This window comes from Halomicrococcus pelagicus (assembly GCF_051917725.1).
Lineage (GTDB): Archaea > Halobacteriota > Halobacteria > Halobacteriales > Haladaptataceae > Halomicrococcus.
In genome coordinates this window covers 58778-72706 of the sequence record NZ_JBQBLX010000005.1, presented here as the reverse complement: position 1 = coordinate 72706, position 13929 = coordinate 58778, and the positions used below count along the sequence as shown (strand labels likewise).

Below are 13929 nucleotides of genomic sequence, written 5' to 3'. Positions count from 1 at the left end.
TCGTCGGGTCGTGACTGGGACATCGGTTGGAGCGCGTTGTCGGTGCTGGTCGGAGACGGTGCGGCGGAGTCGGTGGAGAAGGAATGTGCAGGGGCTACGCCCCTACGATACGCGCGCTCTCGACAGTCCTCGCGGTACGCCGGCACCCTGCCTGCGAACCGTCGACGGCGAGTAGCTGTCGCATTCGTGTGGGTGCTCTTCGCACATCCACGCACATAGCTCTTGCGCGCCGGGTAATTCTTGCGGCGACCCGTGGGTCGCGTCCTGCGCGTCGTTCGGCGGTTCGCTCGCACCACCTGCGGCTGGCGAGGGGGTGAACGGCGGCAGGCGGGCATGGTTACGCCCGGACCTCCTCGCTGTCGACGTCCATCTCGCGGGCCATCCGGCGCAGGTCGGCGACCGTGACGCGCTCTTTCTCCGCGCCGCGGTCTTTCACCCGTCGGGTGACCTTGCGCACCTCGGCGTCGGTGGGGGTGAACCCGGACTGTTCGAGGTGCTTGCGGACGGCGTGGGTCCCGGTGTGTTTGCCGAGGACGAACTCCCGGTCTGCGCCGACCATCTCGGGCGTCATCACGCCCGTCTCGAACGTGTCGCTGTTCTCGATGACGCCGGCGGCGTGGATGCCGCTCTCGTGGGCGAAGGCGTTGTCGCCGACCACCGGCTTGTTGACGGGGACGGTGACGTCGCTCCAGGCTTCTATCATCTCCGAGAGGTCGGCGATGCCTCGCGTGTCGACGCCGGTGTCGACGCCGTAGACGCTCTCGGCGGCCATGACGACCTCCTCGAACGCCGCGTTGCCGGCGCGCTCGCCGATGCCGTTGACGCTCACCTGGACCTGCTCCGCGCCCGCTTCGAGACCGGCCATCGCGTTCGCGGTGGCCATCCCGAAGTCGTCGTGCGTGTGCACGTCGATGCGGGCGTCGGTGTGTTCGTTGATCCGAGCGATGAGGTCGGCGAACCTGGCGGGCGTGGCGACTCCGCAGGTGTCGGGGACGTTTATCCACTCGACGCCCGCCTCGGTGACCGCTTCGACCACCTCGACGAGGTAGTCGTCGTCGGTGCGGGTCGCGTCCATCGGCGAGAACATCGGTATCGCGCCCGCCTCGTTCACGCGCTCGACGGCCTCGACCGCGTTCGCTTTCACCTCCTCGCGGGTGGCGTGCATCGAGTCTTCGATCTGTACGTCGCTTGTCGAGACGAAGACGTGGACCATCTCCACGCCCGCGTCGAGTGCTGCTTCGACGTCGCCGTCGACGACGCGCGCGAGCCCGCAGGTGGTCGCGTCGGTCGATTCGGCGATGTCGCGGACGGCCTCGAACTCGGCGTCGCCGTTGACGGGGAACCCGGCTTCGATGACGTGGGTCCCCATCTCGTCCAGCGTCGCCGCTATCTCGCGCTTCTCGGCTGGCGAGAACGATGTTCGTGGCGTCTGCTCGCCGTCTCGCAGCGTCGTGTCGAAAATCCGAACGTTATCGATTTCGTGGGAGTGAGCTAACGTGCCCTGGAAGAACTCGACCCCCCCTTTCGGAGGAGCGTGCGTCGTGGTCAGACATTACACTCGGTCCCAGTGCCGACCTCCTATTTAAGCGTGGTGGTGAGACAGGTACTCTCACTCGTCCGGACCACTCTGTCGGCTGTCACGTTCGGAAAATCGCCAGACATCGTCGACCCCATCAGTGATTTAATTCCTTATACGCCCTTTGACGGTAGTTGCTCGAGTGTTTACAAGTCGGTGCTCGAGGGGTTGATTTCGCCACATAACTTTAGAACTTAACTCGCGCGCGGTCCGGCGCGACCTTGCATGTGACCTTCCGGTTCGGCCGTCGCTCTCCACGACCACGAAACTCGGCAGAATCCAGTGCGGGACCGACGGGCGTTCGCGAACCGCCGTCGGCAGCCGCGTCGTCCGTCGCGGAGAACTAGAACAGTGCCTCGTCCTCGGACAGCACCGTCGCCGGGCCGCCGACCTCCCAGACGCTGGTCTCGACGCCGCAGTCGGCGACGAGTTCCTCGACGCGGTCGACGTACTCGTCGGTGGTGTTGACGTAGACGCTCGCGCCCGTGTCGGTCGAGAAGTAGACCGGAACCGACTCTTCGCGGCGGAGCCGACGGACGGCGTTGAATATCTCCAGCGTGTCCGGCTGCCAGTACACCCAGCCTGCGGGCCCCGTCATCGTGGTCGCGGCGAGCGACAGCGAGTCGTGTTCCGCCGTCTCGAACACGCGCTCGAAGCTCCCTTCCCGGAGCGCGTCGCGCATCTCGACCAGCTGGTCGTGGACGTGCGCGAGTCGCGCCTCGAACATGTGGCTGTCCGCGGCCTCGCGGTGAGCCTGCTCGGTCTCCTTGTACGACGGGACGAGCCCGGCGACGACGCGCACGTCGTCTTCGAGTGGCGACTCGATGCGTTCGGAGCGACAGTCGTCGTCGTTCAGTCCGGTGTGGAGGTCCGAGAAGCCGCCGGTGACGGCCCGCGCCGCGGACGACGAACCGAGGCGGGCAATCGTCGATATCTTGGGACGGGAGAGGTCGAGTCCGGCGGCGGCGACGCAGGCCATCGCCGCAGCCGCGAAGCCCGACGACGACGACCCGAGCCCGACGTTCGACGGGAAGCTGTTCCGGCTCTCGAGTCGGACGCGGTCGTCGACGTCCGCGAGGTCTCGAACGCGGTCGACGACCGCGCGAACCCTGTCGGCGCCGTGGCCCGAGAGTTCCTCCCCGTCGACGACGTACGCGTCCTCGTCGCGGTCCGCGTCGAACTCGACGGTGGTCTTCGTGTGGCTCGGCGCGGTACAGACGCTGATGCTGTCGTGATACGGGAAGCGACGCTCCTCGTCGCGCATCCCGTGGTACTTGACGAGTCCCTGTATCGGGTGGGCCTTCGCGGTCGCTTTCATACCGTGAAGGGGGCGAGAGCGGGGTTTAAAATCTCTGGAACGCGGTTCGAACGTCCCCGGTCGAAACGGTATCGGCCTCTAGCGGCGTTTCAGAGCGCTTATCTCCGGGAATTTAGTGACGAGTGGTCCCGGTAGGTTTTAGGCCCCGCGACAGCAATCGCGGGTAGAATGGTATCCCGGCTCGTACTCGGGTGCGGGTCGGTCGGCCACGCTCTCGTGGAGGAGCTCGCCGACTGGCCCGGCAGCGTCGTCGTCGTGGACGACAACGGCGGCCGGGTCGATACGCTCCGCACGGAGAACGTGTCGGCGCGGCAGGGCGACCCTACCGACCCGGACCTGCTCGCCGACCTCCGGGCCGACCTGGCGCTCGTTGCCAGCGACGACGCCGACCGTAACCTGGCCGCGGCGAAGGCGCTCCGGTCGGTCCACCCGGACGTCCATCTGGTCGTGTACGCGGGCGAGTCCCCGTCGCCCGAGGACCGCGACGACCTCCGGGCGCTCGCGGACGACGTCATCGATCCCGGGAGGACGGTCGCCCAGCACCTGCTGTCGACTATCCAGAGCGAGGGCGCACTCCGGACCCGGAACCTCCAGCGCGTCCTCCGACGCGTCGACGGAAAGCTCGGCATCTTCATGCACGACAACCCCGACCCGGACGCCATCGCAGGCGGAATCGCGCTCGAACGCATCGCCGAGGCGGTCGGTACCGAGGCCGAGGTCTGCTACTTCGGCGCCATCTCCCACCAGGAGAACCGCGCGTTCGTCAACCTGCTCGACCTCGAACTGCGGAACTTCGAACCGGGCGCGGACCTCTCGGAGTTCGACGCCATCGCGCTCGTGGACCACTCCCGACCGGGCGTCAACGACCAGTTGCCCGAGGACACGCCCATCGAGATAGTCGTCGACCACCATCCCCCGAAGATGCCGGTCGAAGCTACCTTCGTCGACCTCCGGAGCGCAGTCGGCGCGACGAGCACGCTCATGGCCGACCACCTCCAGCAGCTCGGGGTCGAACCCGCCGAGTCGGTGGCGACGGGGCTGCTGTACGGCATCCGCGTGGACACGAAAGACTTCACGCGGGAGGCGTCGACGGCCGACTTCGAGGCGGCCGCGTTCCTGCTTCCCCACGCCGACACCGACGTCCTGGAGCGCGTCGAGAGCCCCTCGATCAGTCACGACACGATAGACACCATCGCCCGGGCCATCCGGAACCGGCAACTCGACGGGAGCGTGCTCGCCAGTTGCGTCGGCGCGCTCTCCGACCGGGACGCGCTCGCGCAGGCGGCCGACCGACTGCTCGACCTGGAGGACGTCACGACCACGCTCGTGTTCGGGTTCATGGACCAGACCGTCTACGTCTCGGCACGCGCTCGCGGGACCGACGTGGACCTCGGCGAGACGATGCGCGCCGCGTTCGGCCGCATCGGGAGCGCGGGCGGTCACGCGGACATGGCCGGCGCACAGATTCCGCTCGGACTGCTCGGCGAGGTCGAGGAGGAAGCCGAGGAGTCGCTGTCGAACGTCGTCCGCGACCTCGTCACCGAACGGTTCTTCGAGACGATGCGGTCGCTTCCGGAAGGCGACGATTTCGGCCCCGACCCGGAGCAAATCGCGTCGTTCGACATCAAACTGGCCGACGAGGAGTAGGGGAAACGTCGACCCAGACGCCGCTCTTACGCCTCGGTCGCGAGTTCCTCGACGAGTTCGTCGGCGACCGCGAATCCCAGGTCCGCTTTCGTTCCGCGATGTTCGCGGACGCTCCCCTCGTGGACGAACAGCGCCCGGGTCTCGTCTTCGCCCATCACGCTCGCGTCGTTGGCCACGACGAAGGAGAGGTCGGCCCGGTGCAGCGTCTCCCGGGCGGCCGCGACCATCGCGTCGTCGTCGCCGCTCGTCTCGGCCTTGAACCCGACGATAGGGAGGTCGGGATTGTCCTCGCGGACGGTTTCGATGAGCTTCGGTGTCCGCTCCAGGTCGAGCGTGAGGTCCTGACCGGAGCGAATCTTCTCGTCGGCGGCGTCGGTGGTGTAGTCGCTGATGGCGGCCGCGGAGATCAGCGCGTCTATGGGAAGCGCGGTGATGAGGTCCTGCACCTCGTGGAGCATCTCCTCCGCGGTCTCGACGCGCCGACCGGTGGAGTATCTCGTGTCGGGCGCGTCGTGGACGAGCGCGACGTTCGCGCCGTACGCGTAGCACGCGCGGGCGACCGCCCGCCCCGTCTTCCCGGAGGCCCGGCTGGTCAGCACGCGCACGGGGTCGAGCGGTTCGCTCGTCGCGCCGCTGGTGACGACGACGTACTCGCCGTCGAGGGGGGAGGGCGTGGCGACCCGGGCCAGTTCGAGCGCGATGTCGTCCGCGGTCGCTATCTTCGCTTTCCCCTCCTCGACGCGCGGGTCGACGAACTCGACGCCCCACTCCTCGACGCGGTCGATGGCGTCGAGCACGCCGGGGTGGTCGTACATCGGTTCGTGCATCGCCGGCGCGACGACGACCGGCACGTCGGCCCCCAGTGCGGTCGTCGCGCAGGTCGTCACCGGCGTGTCGTCGACCGCGGCGGCCATCTTCCCGACCGTGTTCGCGGTGGCCGGGGCGACCAGGAGCACGTCCGCCCAGCCGTCGCGTCCGCAGAGTTCGACGTGTTCGACCGACCCGGTTATCTCGGTGACGACCGGGTTCTCCGTGGCGAACTCGACCGCCCAGGGGTGGACTATGCCTCGCGCGCTCCCGGTCATCACGGCCCTGACCGAGGCACCGCGGCGTCGCAGTTCGTGGGCGAGTTCCACGACCTTCACCGCCGCGATGCTGCCCGTCACCCCCAGCGCAACGTTCACTCCGGTGAGCATTACCCGGAGTTGGGCACGGCGTCGCGTAAATAGTCACGGATTGCGGCGCGTCGGTCGCGGAATCGACCGGTCCGGACTCCTCCTCGCGGTTGGCGACAAAATTGATGTGGGCCGGGTGTGGTGGTTCGGCCATGCAACGGCGACGGTTCCTCGCCCGTGCGGGCGGCGCGGCCGCGCTCGGAGCGACGGGACTGCTGGCGGCGTCGCAGTCCGGCGACGACGTCTCGGCGGCGACCGAGGGCGACGACGAAACCTCGTCGTACACCGTCCTCTCCGGAACGAGGTACGCGACGAAGGTGTTCGTCCGGAGGGCCGACCCGGCGAGTCCGACCGCGCTCGTCGTCGGCGGGATGCACGGCGACGAGGAGAGCGGCTACCGCGCGGCCGGCGACGTCGCTCAGTGGCCCCTGCGGTCCGGAACGCTCGTCGCGATTCCGCGGGCCAACCAGGTGGCCATCCGCAACGACCGGCGCGAGGGCGCACACGGCGACCTGAACCGGACGTTCCCGACCGGCGAGCGTCCGACGACGAAGCTCGCTCGCGCCATCTGGAGCGTCGTCGAGCGCCACGACCCCGACGTCGTGCTCGACCTGCACAGTTCCGTCGGCATCTACCGCCTCCACACGGACTCCGTCGGACAGATGCTATGGCCGACCGACGACGGGAAGGCAGCGACGTACGCCGACCGGACCGCCGCGTACCTCAACGACGCCGTCGTCCCGTGGTCGATGCCGTACCACGACTACCGGGTCGGCGGGCGACTCACCGGCGGCAGTCCGATGCTGGTCCACAAGGTCGCCGGCGACCTCGACAGGCCGGGGTACATCGTCGAGACGACCGACTTCCTGCTCGACGAGGGGACCCAGGTCAGGTGGACGAAGCGGGCCGCCGCCGACCTGCTGGCGCGCCACGGCGTCGAACCGGCGGGAGGCAAACGATGAGTACCGGCCGCGTCTCGCGGTCGGACCTGCGGCGGGTGCTGGCCGGGCGCGCCGTCTGGGCCGTCTACGTCCTCCTGGTCGGGCCGCTGGCCGCCGGTGCCGTCGACGCTCGACTGATGACGCCGCTGGCGCTGCCGGGGTACGTCGCGTTCACGCTCGGCAGCGCCGTCGGCAGCCGACTATTCCCGACGCTGGAACTGTGGGTGTTCTGGGTGCCCTTCCTCGCCGGCGCGTACCCCGTCGCCGTGGCGCTGGCCGGCGCATACCGGGCGGTCCGAACGCAAGTGTCGACCGAATCGCCGGCGTGACGAAGCACCGCGTCCCACCGGCGGCCGGCCGCTCCGACGTCGGAATCGCGGATACCTTCTCGTTCACCGATGCTTTGATTGTTCAGTCGCTGGTACCACCGAACCAATGATAAACTTAATACTTACAGCTTCAGATGTGTTTCACACTGCCGCCCCGGCCAATCCATGAAATTAAGCGACCCGGAGAGCGAAAGTCCGTCGACGCTCGACGAGAGCGAGATACACAACGTTCTGCGTAACGAGCGGCGACGGCGCACCATCGAGCATCTCCGGGAGATCGACGGGACGCTGACCGTCGACGAACTCGCCGAACACATCGCCACGCTGGAGACGGACGAGTCGCCGCCGCCCCGGAACGTCCGGAAGAGCGTCTACGTCTCGCTCCACCAGACGCACCTGCCGAAACTCGACGACCTCGACATCGTCGAGTACGACCAGCGGTCGAAGGAACTGCAACTCACCGACCGCGCCCGGGAGGTCGAGGTGTATATGGAGGTCGTCCCCGAATACGACGTGTCGTGGGCGACGTACTACCTCGGACTCGGCGTCCTGGAACTGGTGGCGCTGGTGGCCACGGAACTCCGACTGTTCTCGGTCGAGGCGCTGACCGTTCGAGTCTGGGCCTGGTTCTTCCTCGCGCTCTTCATCGTCTCGGCGAGCTACCACGTCTATCGCGGCCGCGAGAAGGGGCTGGCTCCCTGAACGGTCTGCCCTATCCGATGTACCGGAGGTCCTCGTCCGCACCGATGCCGCCGACCTGCTGGGACTCCATCTCCTCGATCTTGCTGACGACCTCCTCCATCTCGTCGGCGCGTTCCTCCAGCGACTCGAAGTCGACCTCGAACTCGAGCACCGACTGGAGCACCTCGAGTACCGCCTGGGCGCTCTTGGGGTCGACGAGGTAGCCGCTCGTCTCGCCCATCAGGCAGGTCGCTTCGAGGCCGCGTCGGTCACCGAGGCCGAGCAGGAGACCGCTCGTGCCGACGATGCCGCCCGCGGGTTCGTCCCCGCGGAACTCGACGCCGACGGACTCCAGTTCCGAGACGAACTCCTCGGTCGTCGCCGCGCCGAGCACGGAGTACTCCTCGATGAGTTCGCCGGTCGGGACGCCGCCGAGCGCGAACACGCGCTCGACGCCGAACGACTCGGCCACGTCGAGGAAGGCGTCCGTCAGCCGGTAGTGACCTCGGGTGTCCTGGGCCTGGTGGTCGCCGGTGAGCACCAGCACGTCCTGCCCGCCGAGCGAGAGGGCGTACAGTTCCGCGGAGACGAGGTCGGCGATGCCGTCGTCCGCGACGCTCACCTGCGGCGGCAGATACTCGGAGTAGACGCGACGGACGAGTTCGCTCTCGTTCTCTTCGAGGAGATGTTCGACGACCAGCTTCCCGACGTGGCCGACGCCCGGCAGTCCCTCTATCAGTACCGGGTCCTGTAGCTCCGGGTCGGCGACGGTCTCGATATCTACTTCGTCCATAGGAACTACTCGTGGGTGCGCCGCTTAAGAGCGCGTCGGTACTCTCCGTACGGGTCCTCGGGGTCGAACGGAGCGGGCGCGCTGTTGACGGCGGGCGCTCCGCAGTCGGGACAGGAATCGGCAAGAGTGTAGACGGGACGGTCGTGTTCCGTCTTCCAGTCGGAACACACCCGGATGTCGGATTTCATTCCTCGTCGGTGCGTCGGCTGCGGTGGAAGTCGGCGGTGCCGCCGGCCTCCGAGATGGCCGACTCGGCACGAGCGGCGCTCTCCTCGAGTTGCGCCTCGGCGGTCTTGTAGTTCGGCGCTTTCACCCGGATGCGGTACTCGGGCGCGCCGACGTAGGTGACGTCGAGTTCGACCTCGTCGGGAATCTCGCCGTTGCCCTCGGCCGCCTGCAGGGCCTCCTTGATGGCGTCGACGCCGTCGCTCGCGGAGCTCTGGAGGTCGACGTACCCCGTGACGGTGACGTACGGGACCGAGACGTTCTCGCGGGCGGTGGCGACCAACGACTCGACTTCCTCGTCGTCGAGGTCGGTGGCCGTGAGCGCTTCCGGGCCGTGGATGGCCGCCTGTTCGAACCCGTCGTAGATGCTCCCGAACTCGGAGAGGAGTTCGTTCGCGACGCGGCCGTACAGGTCGTCGCTCATGTCCTCGCCGAACGCGAGGGTCATCCACTTGTCGGCCTTCTGCTCGTTCTTCCAGTCCTGTATCTTGTCGCTGCGCTGGTGCTCGTTGACGTCCTTCAGCGAGAGGTCGATCTGCTGGGACGACGTGTCCACGTCGAGCACCTTGCAGACGACCGTCTGGCCCTCGCTGACGTGGTCGCGGACGTTCTTGATCCACCCGCTGGCGACTTCGCTGACGTGGACCAGGCCGCGCTTGTCCTCGTACTCCTCGAGGTCGACGAAGACGCCGAAGTCCTCTATCTCGTCGATCTTGCCGACGACGAGTTCGCCGGTGTCGGGCCAGCCACTGTATTTCATCGGGACTCTACTGTTTCGACGATGTCACCGTCGATTGCGGCCTTGCCGCCGGTCGGCGAGGCGAGTCGATGTCCACAGACCACGCAGTTGACCTCGTCCGCGGCCTTGCCGAAGAGGGTCTGTTCGTTCTCGCAGTCCGGACACTGGACCCGGTAGAAGCTCCCCGCCATGGTTACTCCTGGAACTCCAGTCGACCGGCGCGCCATCCCTCGCGCATGTGGGCCTTGCCGCAGTCGCTGCAGCGGTACTTCAGGTGGGTCTTCTTCGTCGGCTTGTTCCCACTGGGCACCTTCGAGAAGCCACCGGCGTTCCCGATGACGCTCGTGCCGCGCTTCTGCTGGCGGGCGTTCCACTTCATGCCCGTCTGGCGACCGCTGCGGACCTTCTCGACCTCGTGTTCGTTGTGCTCGTGACAGTTCGGACAGTACGTGTTAAATCGGCGTGGCATCTGCATAGAGTATCGACCTTACGGAGAGGTTGCGCTTCGGGGCTTAAAACCCGTTTGGTTTCGGGCGTCCTCGCTCTCCGTGGAAACCCCGTCGTCCGGACGGACTCGAGTTCCGACCGTCCCGAGGCGAGCGCTCGCGTAGTACCCTTCGAAGCGCTTAATTGACCGCCTTCCGAATCGCCGGGTATGAAGCGGCTCATCATTCACGGGGACCCGGGCATCCGGAAGAACGCGGTCATCGACTACGACGGCGGCGAGCGCGTCTGCTTCTCGATCAACCGCCAGGGCGACTGGCACGGCCCCGACGAGCCCCAGCTCTGGTGCGTCATCGGCACGGAAGACGAACGCGACGACTTCGAGCGGCGTAACTACGTTCCGCATTTCCTCGACACCGAGTCCATCGACGCCGAGGCCCTCGAAATCGTCCGGCGCGCCGACGAGACCGCGGTCTCGTAGTCGGTCGTCTCCGTCCAGCGGTTCTCTCGGTCCGGACGGGCCGCGGCTCCCCACTCGACGGACCCGCGCCGTCGCCCGAGCCGACCCGTCGTGTCACACCGGTTCTCCCGTCGCCTCACTCGTCCAGCCGTCGCTTCAGTCGGTCGAGAAGCTGGAGCGCCTCCAGCGGCGTCGTGTCGGCGACGCTCGTCCGCCGGAGTTCGTCGGCGACCGCCGCCGGAAGTTCCGCCGTCGCGTCGTCGGTCGGCGTCTCGTCTCTCGCCGCGTCGTCGGCCGTCCGCTCGCCTGCTGTCGCCCCGGCCTCGCCGCTCCCGTCACCGTCGGAGCGGTCGCGGTCGGCCGGCTTCTCCTCCGCGTCCAGCAGTTCGCGCGACCGCCGGATGACGCGCTCGGGGACGCCGGCGGTCTTCGCGACCTCGACGCCGTAGGAGGCGGTGGTCGCGCCGGGCGCGACCTCGTGTTCGAAGACGACGCCGTCGTCGCGCTGGGTGGCCGAGAAGTGCAGGTTGACCGCGTCGTCCAGCTCCGCGGCGACGTCGGTGAGGTCGTGGTGGTGGGTCGCGAAGAGGGTCTTCGCGCCGATTTCGTCGTGGACGTACTCGGTGACGGCGCGCGCGATGGCGAACCCGTCCGCCGTGCTGGTGCCTCGGCCGACCTCGTCGAGCAGAATCAGCGAGTCCTCGGTCGCACTCCGGAGGATGTCGGAGAGTTCCGTCATCTCGACCATGAAGGTCGAACGGCCGCCCGCGATGTCGTCGCTCGCGCCGACGCGGGTGAACACACGGTCGACGAGGCCGACCCGCGCCTCGTCGGCGGGGACGAAGCACCCCACCTGCGCGAGGATGACGATGAGCGCGACCTGGCGCATGTACGTCGACTTCCCGCTCATGTTCGGGCCGGTGATGACCGCGAGCGCGTCGTCGTCGAGTTGCGTGTCGTTCGGCACGAACGACGACTCGGTGCGCTCGACCACCGGATGGCGGCCGTTCCGGACGTGGACGCCCTCGCCGCCGACCTCGGGGCGGGAGTAGCCGTGCCTGGCCGCGACCTCGGCGAGCGCGACGAGCACGTCCAGTTCCGCGAGGGCGTCCGCGAGCGACTGCACGCGCTCGGACTCCTCGGCGACGGCGCTCCGGACCTCGCGGAAGAGGTCGTACTCCAGGTCGTCGGCGCGCTGTTCGGCGCGAACGATCTCGTCCTCCCGCTCCTTCAGTTCGGGCGTGACGTACCGCTCCGAGTTCTTCAGCGTCTGGCGGCGGGTGTAGTCGTCCGGCACGCGGTCGAGATTGGGGTCGGTCACCTCGATGTAGTAGCCGTGGACCTGGTTGTACCCGACCTTCAGCGAGTCGATGCCGGTGCGCTCGCGCTCGGACTGTTCCAGGTCGTCTATCCACGCCTTGCCCGCGCGCTCGGTCTCGCGGAGGTCGTCCAGTTCGTCGTCGTACCCCTCCCTGATGACGCCGCCGTCCGTGACCTCGATGGGCGGTTCCTCGCGGACGGCCCGGCCGATCAGGTCGCGTACGTCGGCCATCTCGTCGAGGTCGGCGCGCAGGTCCCGGAGCTTCTCGGACTCGACGCCGTCCATCGCGTCGGCGACAGCCGGAACCACGTCGAGGGTGTCCTTCAGCGACCGGAGGTCGCGAGCGTTCGCCCGGCCGCGGGCAACCCGCGAGATGAGCCGTTCGACGTCGTAGACGTCACGGAGCAGGTCGTGAATCTCCTCGCGGGCGCGGACCCGCTCGGTCCACTCCTCGACCGCGTCGAGGCGGGCATCGATGCGCTCGGGGTCGAGCAGCGGTCTGCGCAGCCAGTCCTTGAGCTTCCGGCTACCGAGCGCGCAGGCCGTCTCGTCAAGGACGCCGACCAGCGTCGCGTCCTCGTGGCCGTGGACCGCACGCGGTTCGAACAGTTCGAGGCTCTGGAGCGCGACGGCGTCTAGCAGGACGTACGACCGCGGGTCGTAGCGGGTGAGGTGGTTGAGGTAGTCGAGGTGGCCGTGCTCGCCCCCCACGTCCGCGTCCTCGTCGGCCCCGCCCCGGGCGTACTCGGCGTACGCCAGCAGCGCGCCGCAGGCCCGCACCTCGGCGTCGGTGGCGAGCAGGCGCTCCGGCGGGCCGAAGTAGTCCGCGACGAGGTCGCTGGCGGCGTCGCGCTCGAAGGCGTCCTCGTCGTACGTCGACACCACGCAGCCGGCGTCGAAGGGGTCGGCGGAGGCGTCCGGGCCGACGACGGCCTCCGCCGGGGCGAACCGGCTGAGTTCGTCGCGGGCTGCGCTCTCGCTCTCGACCGTCGTGGCGTAGAAGTCGCCGGTCGAGACGTCGAGCACCGCGAGACCGTAGCTCCCCCCGTCGCTCGCCTCGTGCGTCAGGCAGGCGACGAAGTTGTTGTCCTCGGTGTCGAGCAGTTCGTCCTCCGTGAGGGTGCCGGGCGTGACGACCCGGGTGACGGCGCGGTCGACGACGCCCGTCGTCTCCTCGGGTTCCTGCACCTGGTCGGCGACCGCGACGCGGTAGCCCGCGTCGAGCAGCGTCTCGATGTACGACTCGGCGTTGTCGATGGGAATGCCCGCCATCGGGTACTCGCCGGTGCTGTCCTCGCGCTGCGTGAGCGTTATCTCCAGCAGTCGCGCCGTCGTCTCGGCGGCCTCGCAGAACGTCTCGTAGAAGTCCCCCACCTGGAAGAGGACGAGCGAGTCCTCGTATCGCTCGCAGAGTTCGAAGTACTGCGCCATCATCGGCGTCAGTTCGTCGCTCCGCTCGGCCATCTTCTCCGGTGGCCCCAGCGCCGCGTCCATAGGTAGCGTCTGGTTCCGCTGCCCGAAATACCCCTCGGAACCGAGCGACGGAACCGGGACTTCGACCGCTCGCGGAGCGTTCCGCCGCCGCACGGTCGGCACGGACGTCCGGTCGGTGGTGGACGACGGGACGAAAGCGAACGCACTTGGGGCACCGGTTCCAAGCGCCGGACATGGCCACGGCGAACGCCCGCGAACGCGCCCGCGAGAACCCGTTGAAGGTCACCGCCCTGCTATCGGTCGTCGGCTACGTGCTGGTGCTCGGGACGTTCGCCGGGGTGTTGCCCATCTACCCCTCCATCGACGTCGGGACCGTGAACCTCCTGTCGGACGCCATCGCGGTCGTCAACAGCGTCGCCACCGTCACGCTCGTGCTCGGGTGGTACTGGATTCGCAACGGCGAGGTGCGAAAGCACCGCACGGCGATGATAACCGCGTTCGCGCTCATCCTCGTCTTCCTCGCGATGTACCTCCTGAAGGTCGGCGGGAGCGGCGGCGAGAAACACATCCGGGTCGAGGGTATCGTCTACTACGCGTACCTGCTCATGCTCGCGGTCCACATCCTGCTGTCAGTGGTCTCCGTCCCGGTCGTGCTCTACGCGCTCGTGCTCGGCCTGACCCACACCCCGACCGAACTGCGTGACACGGTCCACAGGAGAGTCGGCCGCATCGCCGCGTCCGCGTGGATTCTCTCGCTCACCCTCGGCGTCGTCACGTACGTCCTCCTCAACCACGTCTACAGCTGGTACATCCCGTAACGCCGGAACGGACTCGCTTCGGTCCCCG

The 13929-nt window shown here is 68.0% G+C and carries 15 protein-coding genes; 6 read left to right on the top strand and 9 right to left on the bottom strand.

What is annotated here, in order from left to right:
* Window positions 1-337: 337 nt before the first annotated feature.
* Together ACTF4R_RS14345 and mvaD are read right to left on the bottom strand one after the other, a co-directional pair.
* Window positions 338-1549, bottom strand: coding sequence for a LeuA family protein (locus ACTF4R_RS14345; protein WP_440008871.1), 1212 nt, complete (start codon window positions 1547-1549; stop codon window positions 338-340).
* A 370-nt stretch (window positions 1550-1919) separates the two neighbouring features.
* Window positions 1920-2894, bottom strand: coding sequence for a phosphomevalonate decarboxylase MvaD (gene mvaD / locus ACTF4R_RS14340; protein ID WP_440008560.1), 975 nt, complete (start codon window positions 2892-2894; stop codon window positions 1920-1922).
* 168 nt (window positions 2895-3062) lie between these two features.
* On the opposite strand from mvaD, the gene ACTF4R_RS14335 reads away from it, so the two are divergent.
* The gene (locus tag ACTF4R_RS14335) at window positions 3063-4541 is read left to right on the top strand and encodes a DHH family phosphoesterase (protein WP_440008559.1); all 1479 of its coding nucleotides are present in this window, start codon (window positions 3063-3065) and stop codon (window positions 4539-4541) included.
* A 26-nt stretch (window positions 4542-4567) separates the two neighbouring features.
* Here the strand turns inward: ACTF4R_RS14335 and coaBC are convergent, their stop codons facing one another.
* Window positions 4568-5737, bottom strand: a complete 1170-nt coding sequence (gene coaBC / locus ACTF4R_RS14330; RefSeq protein ID WP_440008558.1) for a bifunctional phosphopantothenoylcysteine decarboxylase/phosphopantothenate--cysteine ligase CoaBC — start codon at window positions 5735-5737, stop codon at window positions 4568-4570.
* Window positions 5738-5868: 131 nt separating this feature from the next.
* Here coaBC and ACTF4R_RS14325 point away from each other — a divergent pair, with 131 nt between their 5' ends.
* The 3 genes from ACTF4R_RS14325 to ACTF4R_RS14315 all read left to right on the top strand — a co-directional run bounded on the left by ACTF4R_RS14325 (window position 5869) and on the right by ACTF4R_RS14315 (window position 7688).
* Window positions 5869-6678, top strand: a complete 810-nt coding sequence (locus ACTF4R_RS14325; protein WP_440008557.1) for a succinylglutamate desuccinylase/aspartoacylase family protein — start codon at window positions 5869-5871, stop codon at window positions 6676-6678.
* On the top strand, window positions 6675-6986 hold the full coding sequence (locus tag ACTF4R_RS14320) for a hypothetical protein (protein ID WP_440008556.1): 312 nt from the start codon (window positions 6675-6677) through the stop codon (window positions 6984-6986). Before ACTF4R_RS14325 ends, ACTF4R_RS14320 begins: the two co-directional genes overlap by 4 nt.
* Window positions 6987-7151: 165 nt before the next feature.
* Window positions 7152-7688: a DUF7344 domain-containing protein gene (locus tag ACTF4R_RS14315; protein WP_433633803.1), complete on the top strand. Its 537-nt coding sequence runs from the start codon at window positions 7152-7154 to the stop codon at window positions 7686-7688.
* A gap of 10 nt (window positions 7689-7698) precedes the next feature.
* Here ACTF4R_RS14315 and ACTF4R_RS14310 read toward each other — a convergent pair whose 3' ends face one another.
* The 5 genes from ACTF4R_RS14310 to ACTF4R_RS14290 are packed head-to-tail and all read right to left on the bottom strand — an operon-like array spanning window position 7699 to window position 9899.
* Window positions 7699-8460: a proteasome assembly chaperone family protein gene (locus tag ACTF4R_RS14310; RefSeq protein WP_440008555.1), complete on the bottom strand. Its 762-nt coding sequence runs from the start codon at window positions 8458-8460 to the stop codon at window positions 7699-7701.
* Between the two features lie 5 nt (window positions 8461-8465).
* Window positions 8466-8648, bottom strand: coding sequence for an RNA-protein complex protein Nop10 (locus ACTF4R_RS14305; RefSeq protein WP_113277259.1), 183 nt, complete (start codon window positions 8646-8648; stop codon window positions 8466-8468).
* A complete protein-coding gene (locus ACTF4R_RS14300; protein WP_440008554.1) occupies window positions 8645-9445 on the bottom strand; it encodes a translation initiation factor IF-2 subunit alpha in 801 nt (266 codons plus the stop codon). The genes ACTF4R_RS14305 and ACTF4R_RS14300 overlap by 4 nt, the downstream gene beginning before the upstream one ends.
* Window positions 9442-9615, bottom strand: coding sequence for a 30S ribosomal protein S27e (locus ACTF4R_RS14295; RefSeq protein ID WP_113277257.1), 174 nt, complete (start codon window positions 9613-9615; stop codon window positions 9442-9444). The genes ACTF4R_RS14300 and ACTF4R_RS14295 overlap by 4 nt, the downstream gene beginning before the upstream one ends.
* Before the next feature lie 2 nt (window positions 9616-9617).
* Complete coding sequence (locus ACTF4R_RS14290; protein WP_113277256.1) at window positions 9618-9899, bottom strand: 50S ribosomal protein L44e; 282 nt, start codon at window positions 9897-9899, stop codon at window positions 9618-9620.
* A gap of 180 nt (window positions 9900-10079) precedes the next feature.
* On the opposite strand from ACTF4R_RS14290, the gene ACTF4R_RS14285 reads away from it, so the two are divergent.
* The gene (locus ACTF4R_RS14285) at window positions 10080-10349 is read left to right on the top strand and encodes an HAH_0734 family protein (RefSeq protein WP_113277254.1); all 270 of its coding nucleotides are present in this window, start codon (window positions 10080-10082) and stop codon (window positions 10347-10349) included.
* 115 nt (window positions 10350-10464) lie between these two features.
* Here the strand turns inward: ACTF4R_RS14285 and mutS are convergent, their stop codons facing one another.
* Window positions 10465-13143: a DNA mismatch repair protein MutS gene (mutS, locus tag ACTF4R_RS14280; protein ID WP_440008553.1), complete on the bottom strand. Its 2679-nt coding sequence runs from the start codon at window positions 13141-13143 to the stop codon at window positions 10465-10467.
* A 173-nt stretch (window positions 13144-13316) separates the two neighbouring features.
* Here mutS and ACTF4R_RS14275 point away from each other — a divergent pair, with 173 nt between their 5' ends.
* Window positions 13317-13901 carry a DUF420 domain-containing protein gene (locus ACTF4R_RS14275; RefSeq protein WP_440008552.1) on the top strand — a complete coding sequence of 195 codons (585 nt, stop codon included), beginning with the start codon at window positions 13317-13319 and terminating at the stop codon, window positions 13899-13901.
* The last annotated feature ends 28 nt before the right edge of the window (window positions 13902-13929 follow it).

Bases quoted from the DNA above. Each gene is read 5' to 3' on its own strand.
- mvaD (WP_440008560.1), bottom strand. From the start codon at position 2,894: ATGAAAGCGACCGCGAAGGCCCACCCGATACAGGGACTCGTCAAGTAC.
- ACTF4R_RS14335 (WP_440008559.1), top strand. From the start codon at position 3,063: ATGGTATCCCGGCTCGTACTCGGGTGCGGGTCGGTCGGCCACGCTCTC.
- coaBC (WP_440008558.1), bottom strand. From the start codon at position 5,737: ATGCTCACCGGAGTGAACGTTGCGCTGGGGGTGACGGGCAGCATCGCG.
- ACTF4R_RS14325 (WP_440008557.1), top strand. From the start codon at position 5,869: ATGCAACGGCGACGGTTCCTCGCCCGTGCGGGCGGCGCGGCCGCGCTC.
- ACTF4R_RS14320 (WP_440008556.1), top strand. From the start codon at position 6,675: ATGAGTACCGGCCGCGTCTCGCGGTCGGACCTGCGGCGGGTGCTGGCC.
- ACTF4R_RS14315 (WP_433633803.1), top strand. From the start codon at position 7,152: ATGAAATTAAGCGACCCGGAGAGCGAAAGTCCGTCGACGCTCGACGAG.
- ACTF4R_RS14310 (WP_440008555.1), bottom strand. From the start codon at position 8,460: ATGGACGAAGTAGATATCGAGACCGTCGCCGACCCGGAGCTACAGGAC.
- ACTF4R_RS14305 (WP_113277259.1), bottom strand. From the start codon at position 8,648: ATGAAATCCGACATCCGGGTGTGTTCCGACTGGAAGACGGAACACGAC.
- ACTF4R_RS14300 (WP_440008554.1), bottom strand. From the start codon at position 9,445: ATGAAATACAGTGGCTGGCCCGACACCGGCGAACTCGTCGTCGGCAAG.
- ACTF4R_RS14295 (WP_113277257.1), bottom strand. From the start codon at position 9,615: ATGGCGGGGAGCTTCTACCGGGTCCAGTGTCCGGACTGCGAGAACGAA.
- ACTF4R_RS14290 (WP_113277256.1), bottom strand. From the start codon at position 9,899: ATGCAGATGCCACGCCGATTTAACACGTACTGTCCGAACTGTCACGAG.
- ACTF4R_RS14285 (WP_113277254.1), top strand. From the start codon at position 10,080: ATGAAGCGGCTCATCATTCACGGGGACCCGGGCATCCGGAAGAACGCG.
- mutS (WP_440008553.1), bottom strand. From the start codon at position 13,143: ATGGACGCGGCGCTGGGGCCACCGGAGAAGATGGCCGAGCGGAGCGAC.
- ACTF4R_RS14275 (WP_440008552.1), top strand. From the start codon at position 13,317: ATGGCCACGGCGAACGCCCGCGAACGCGCCCGCGAGAACCCGTTGAAG.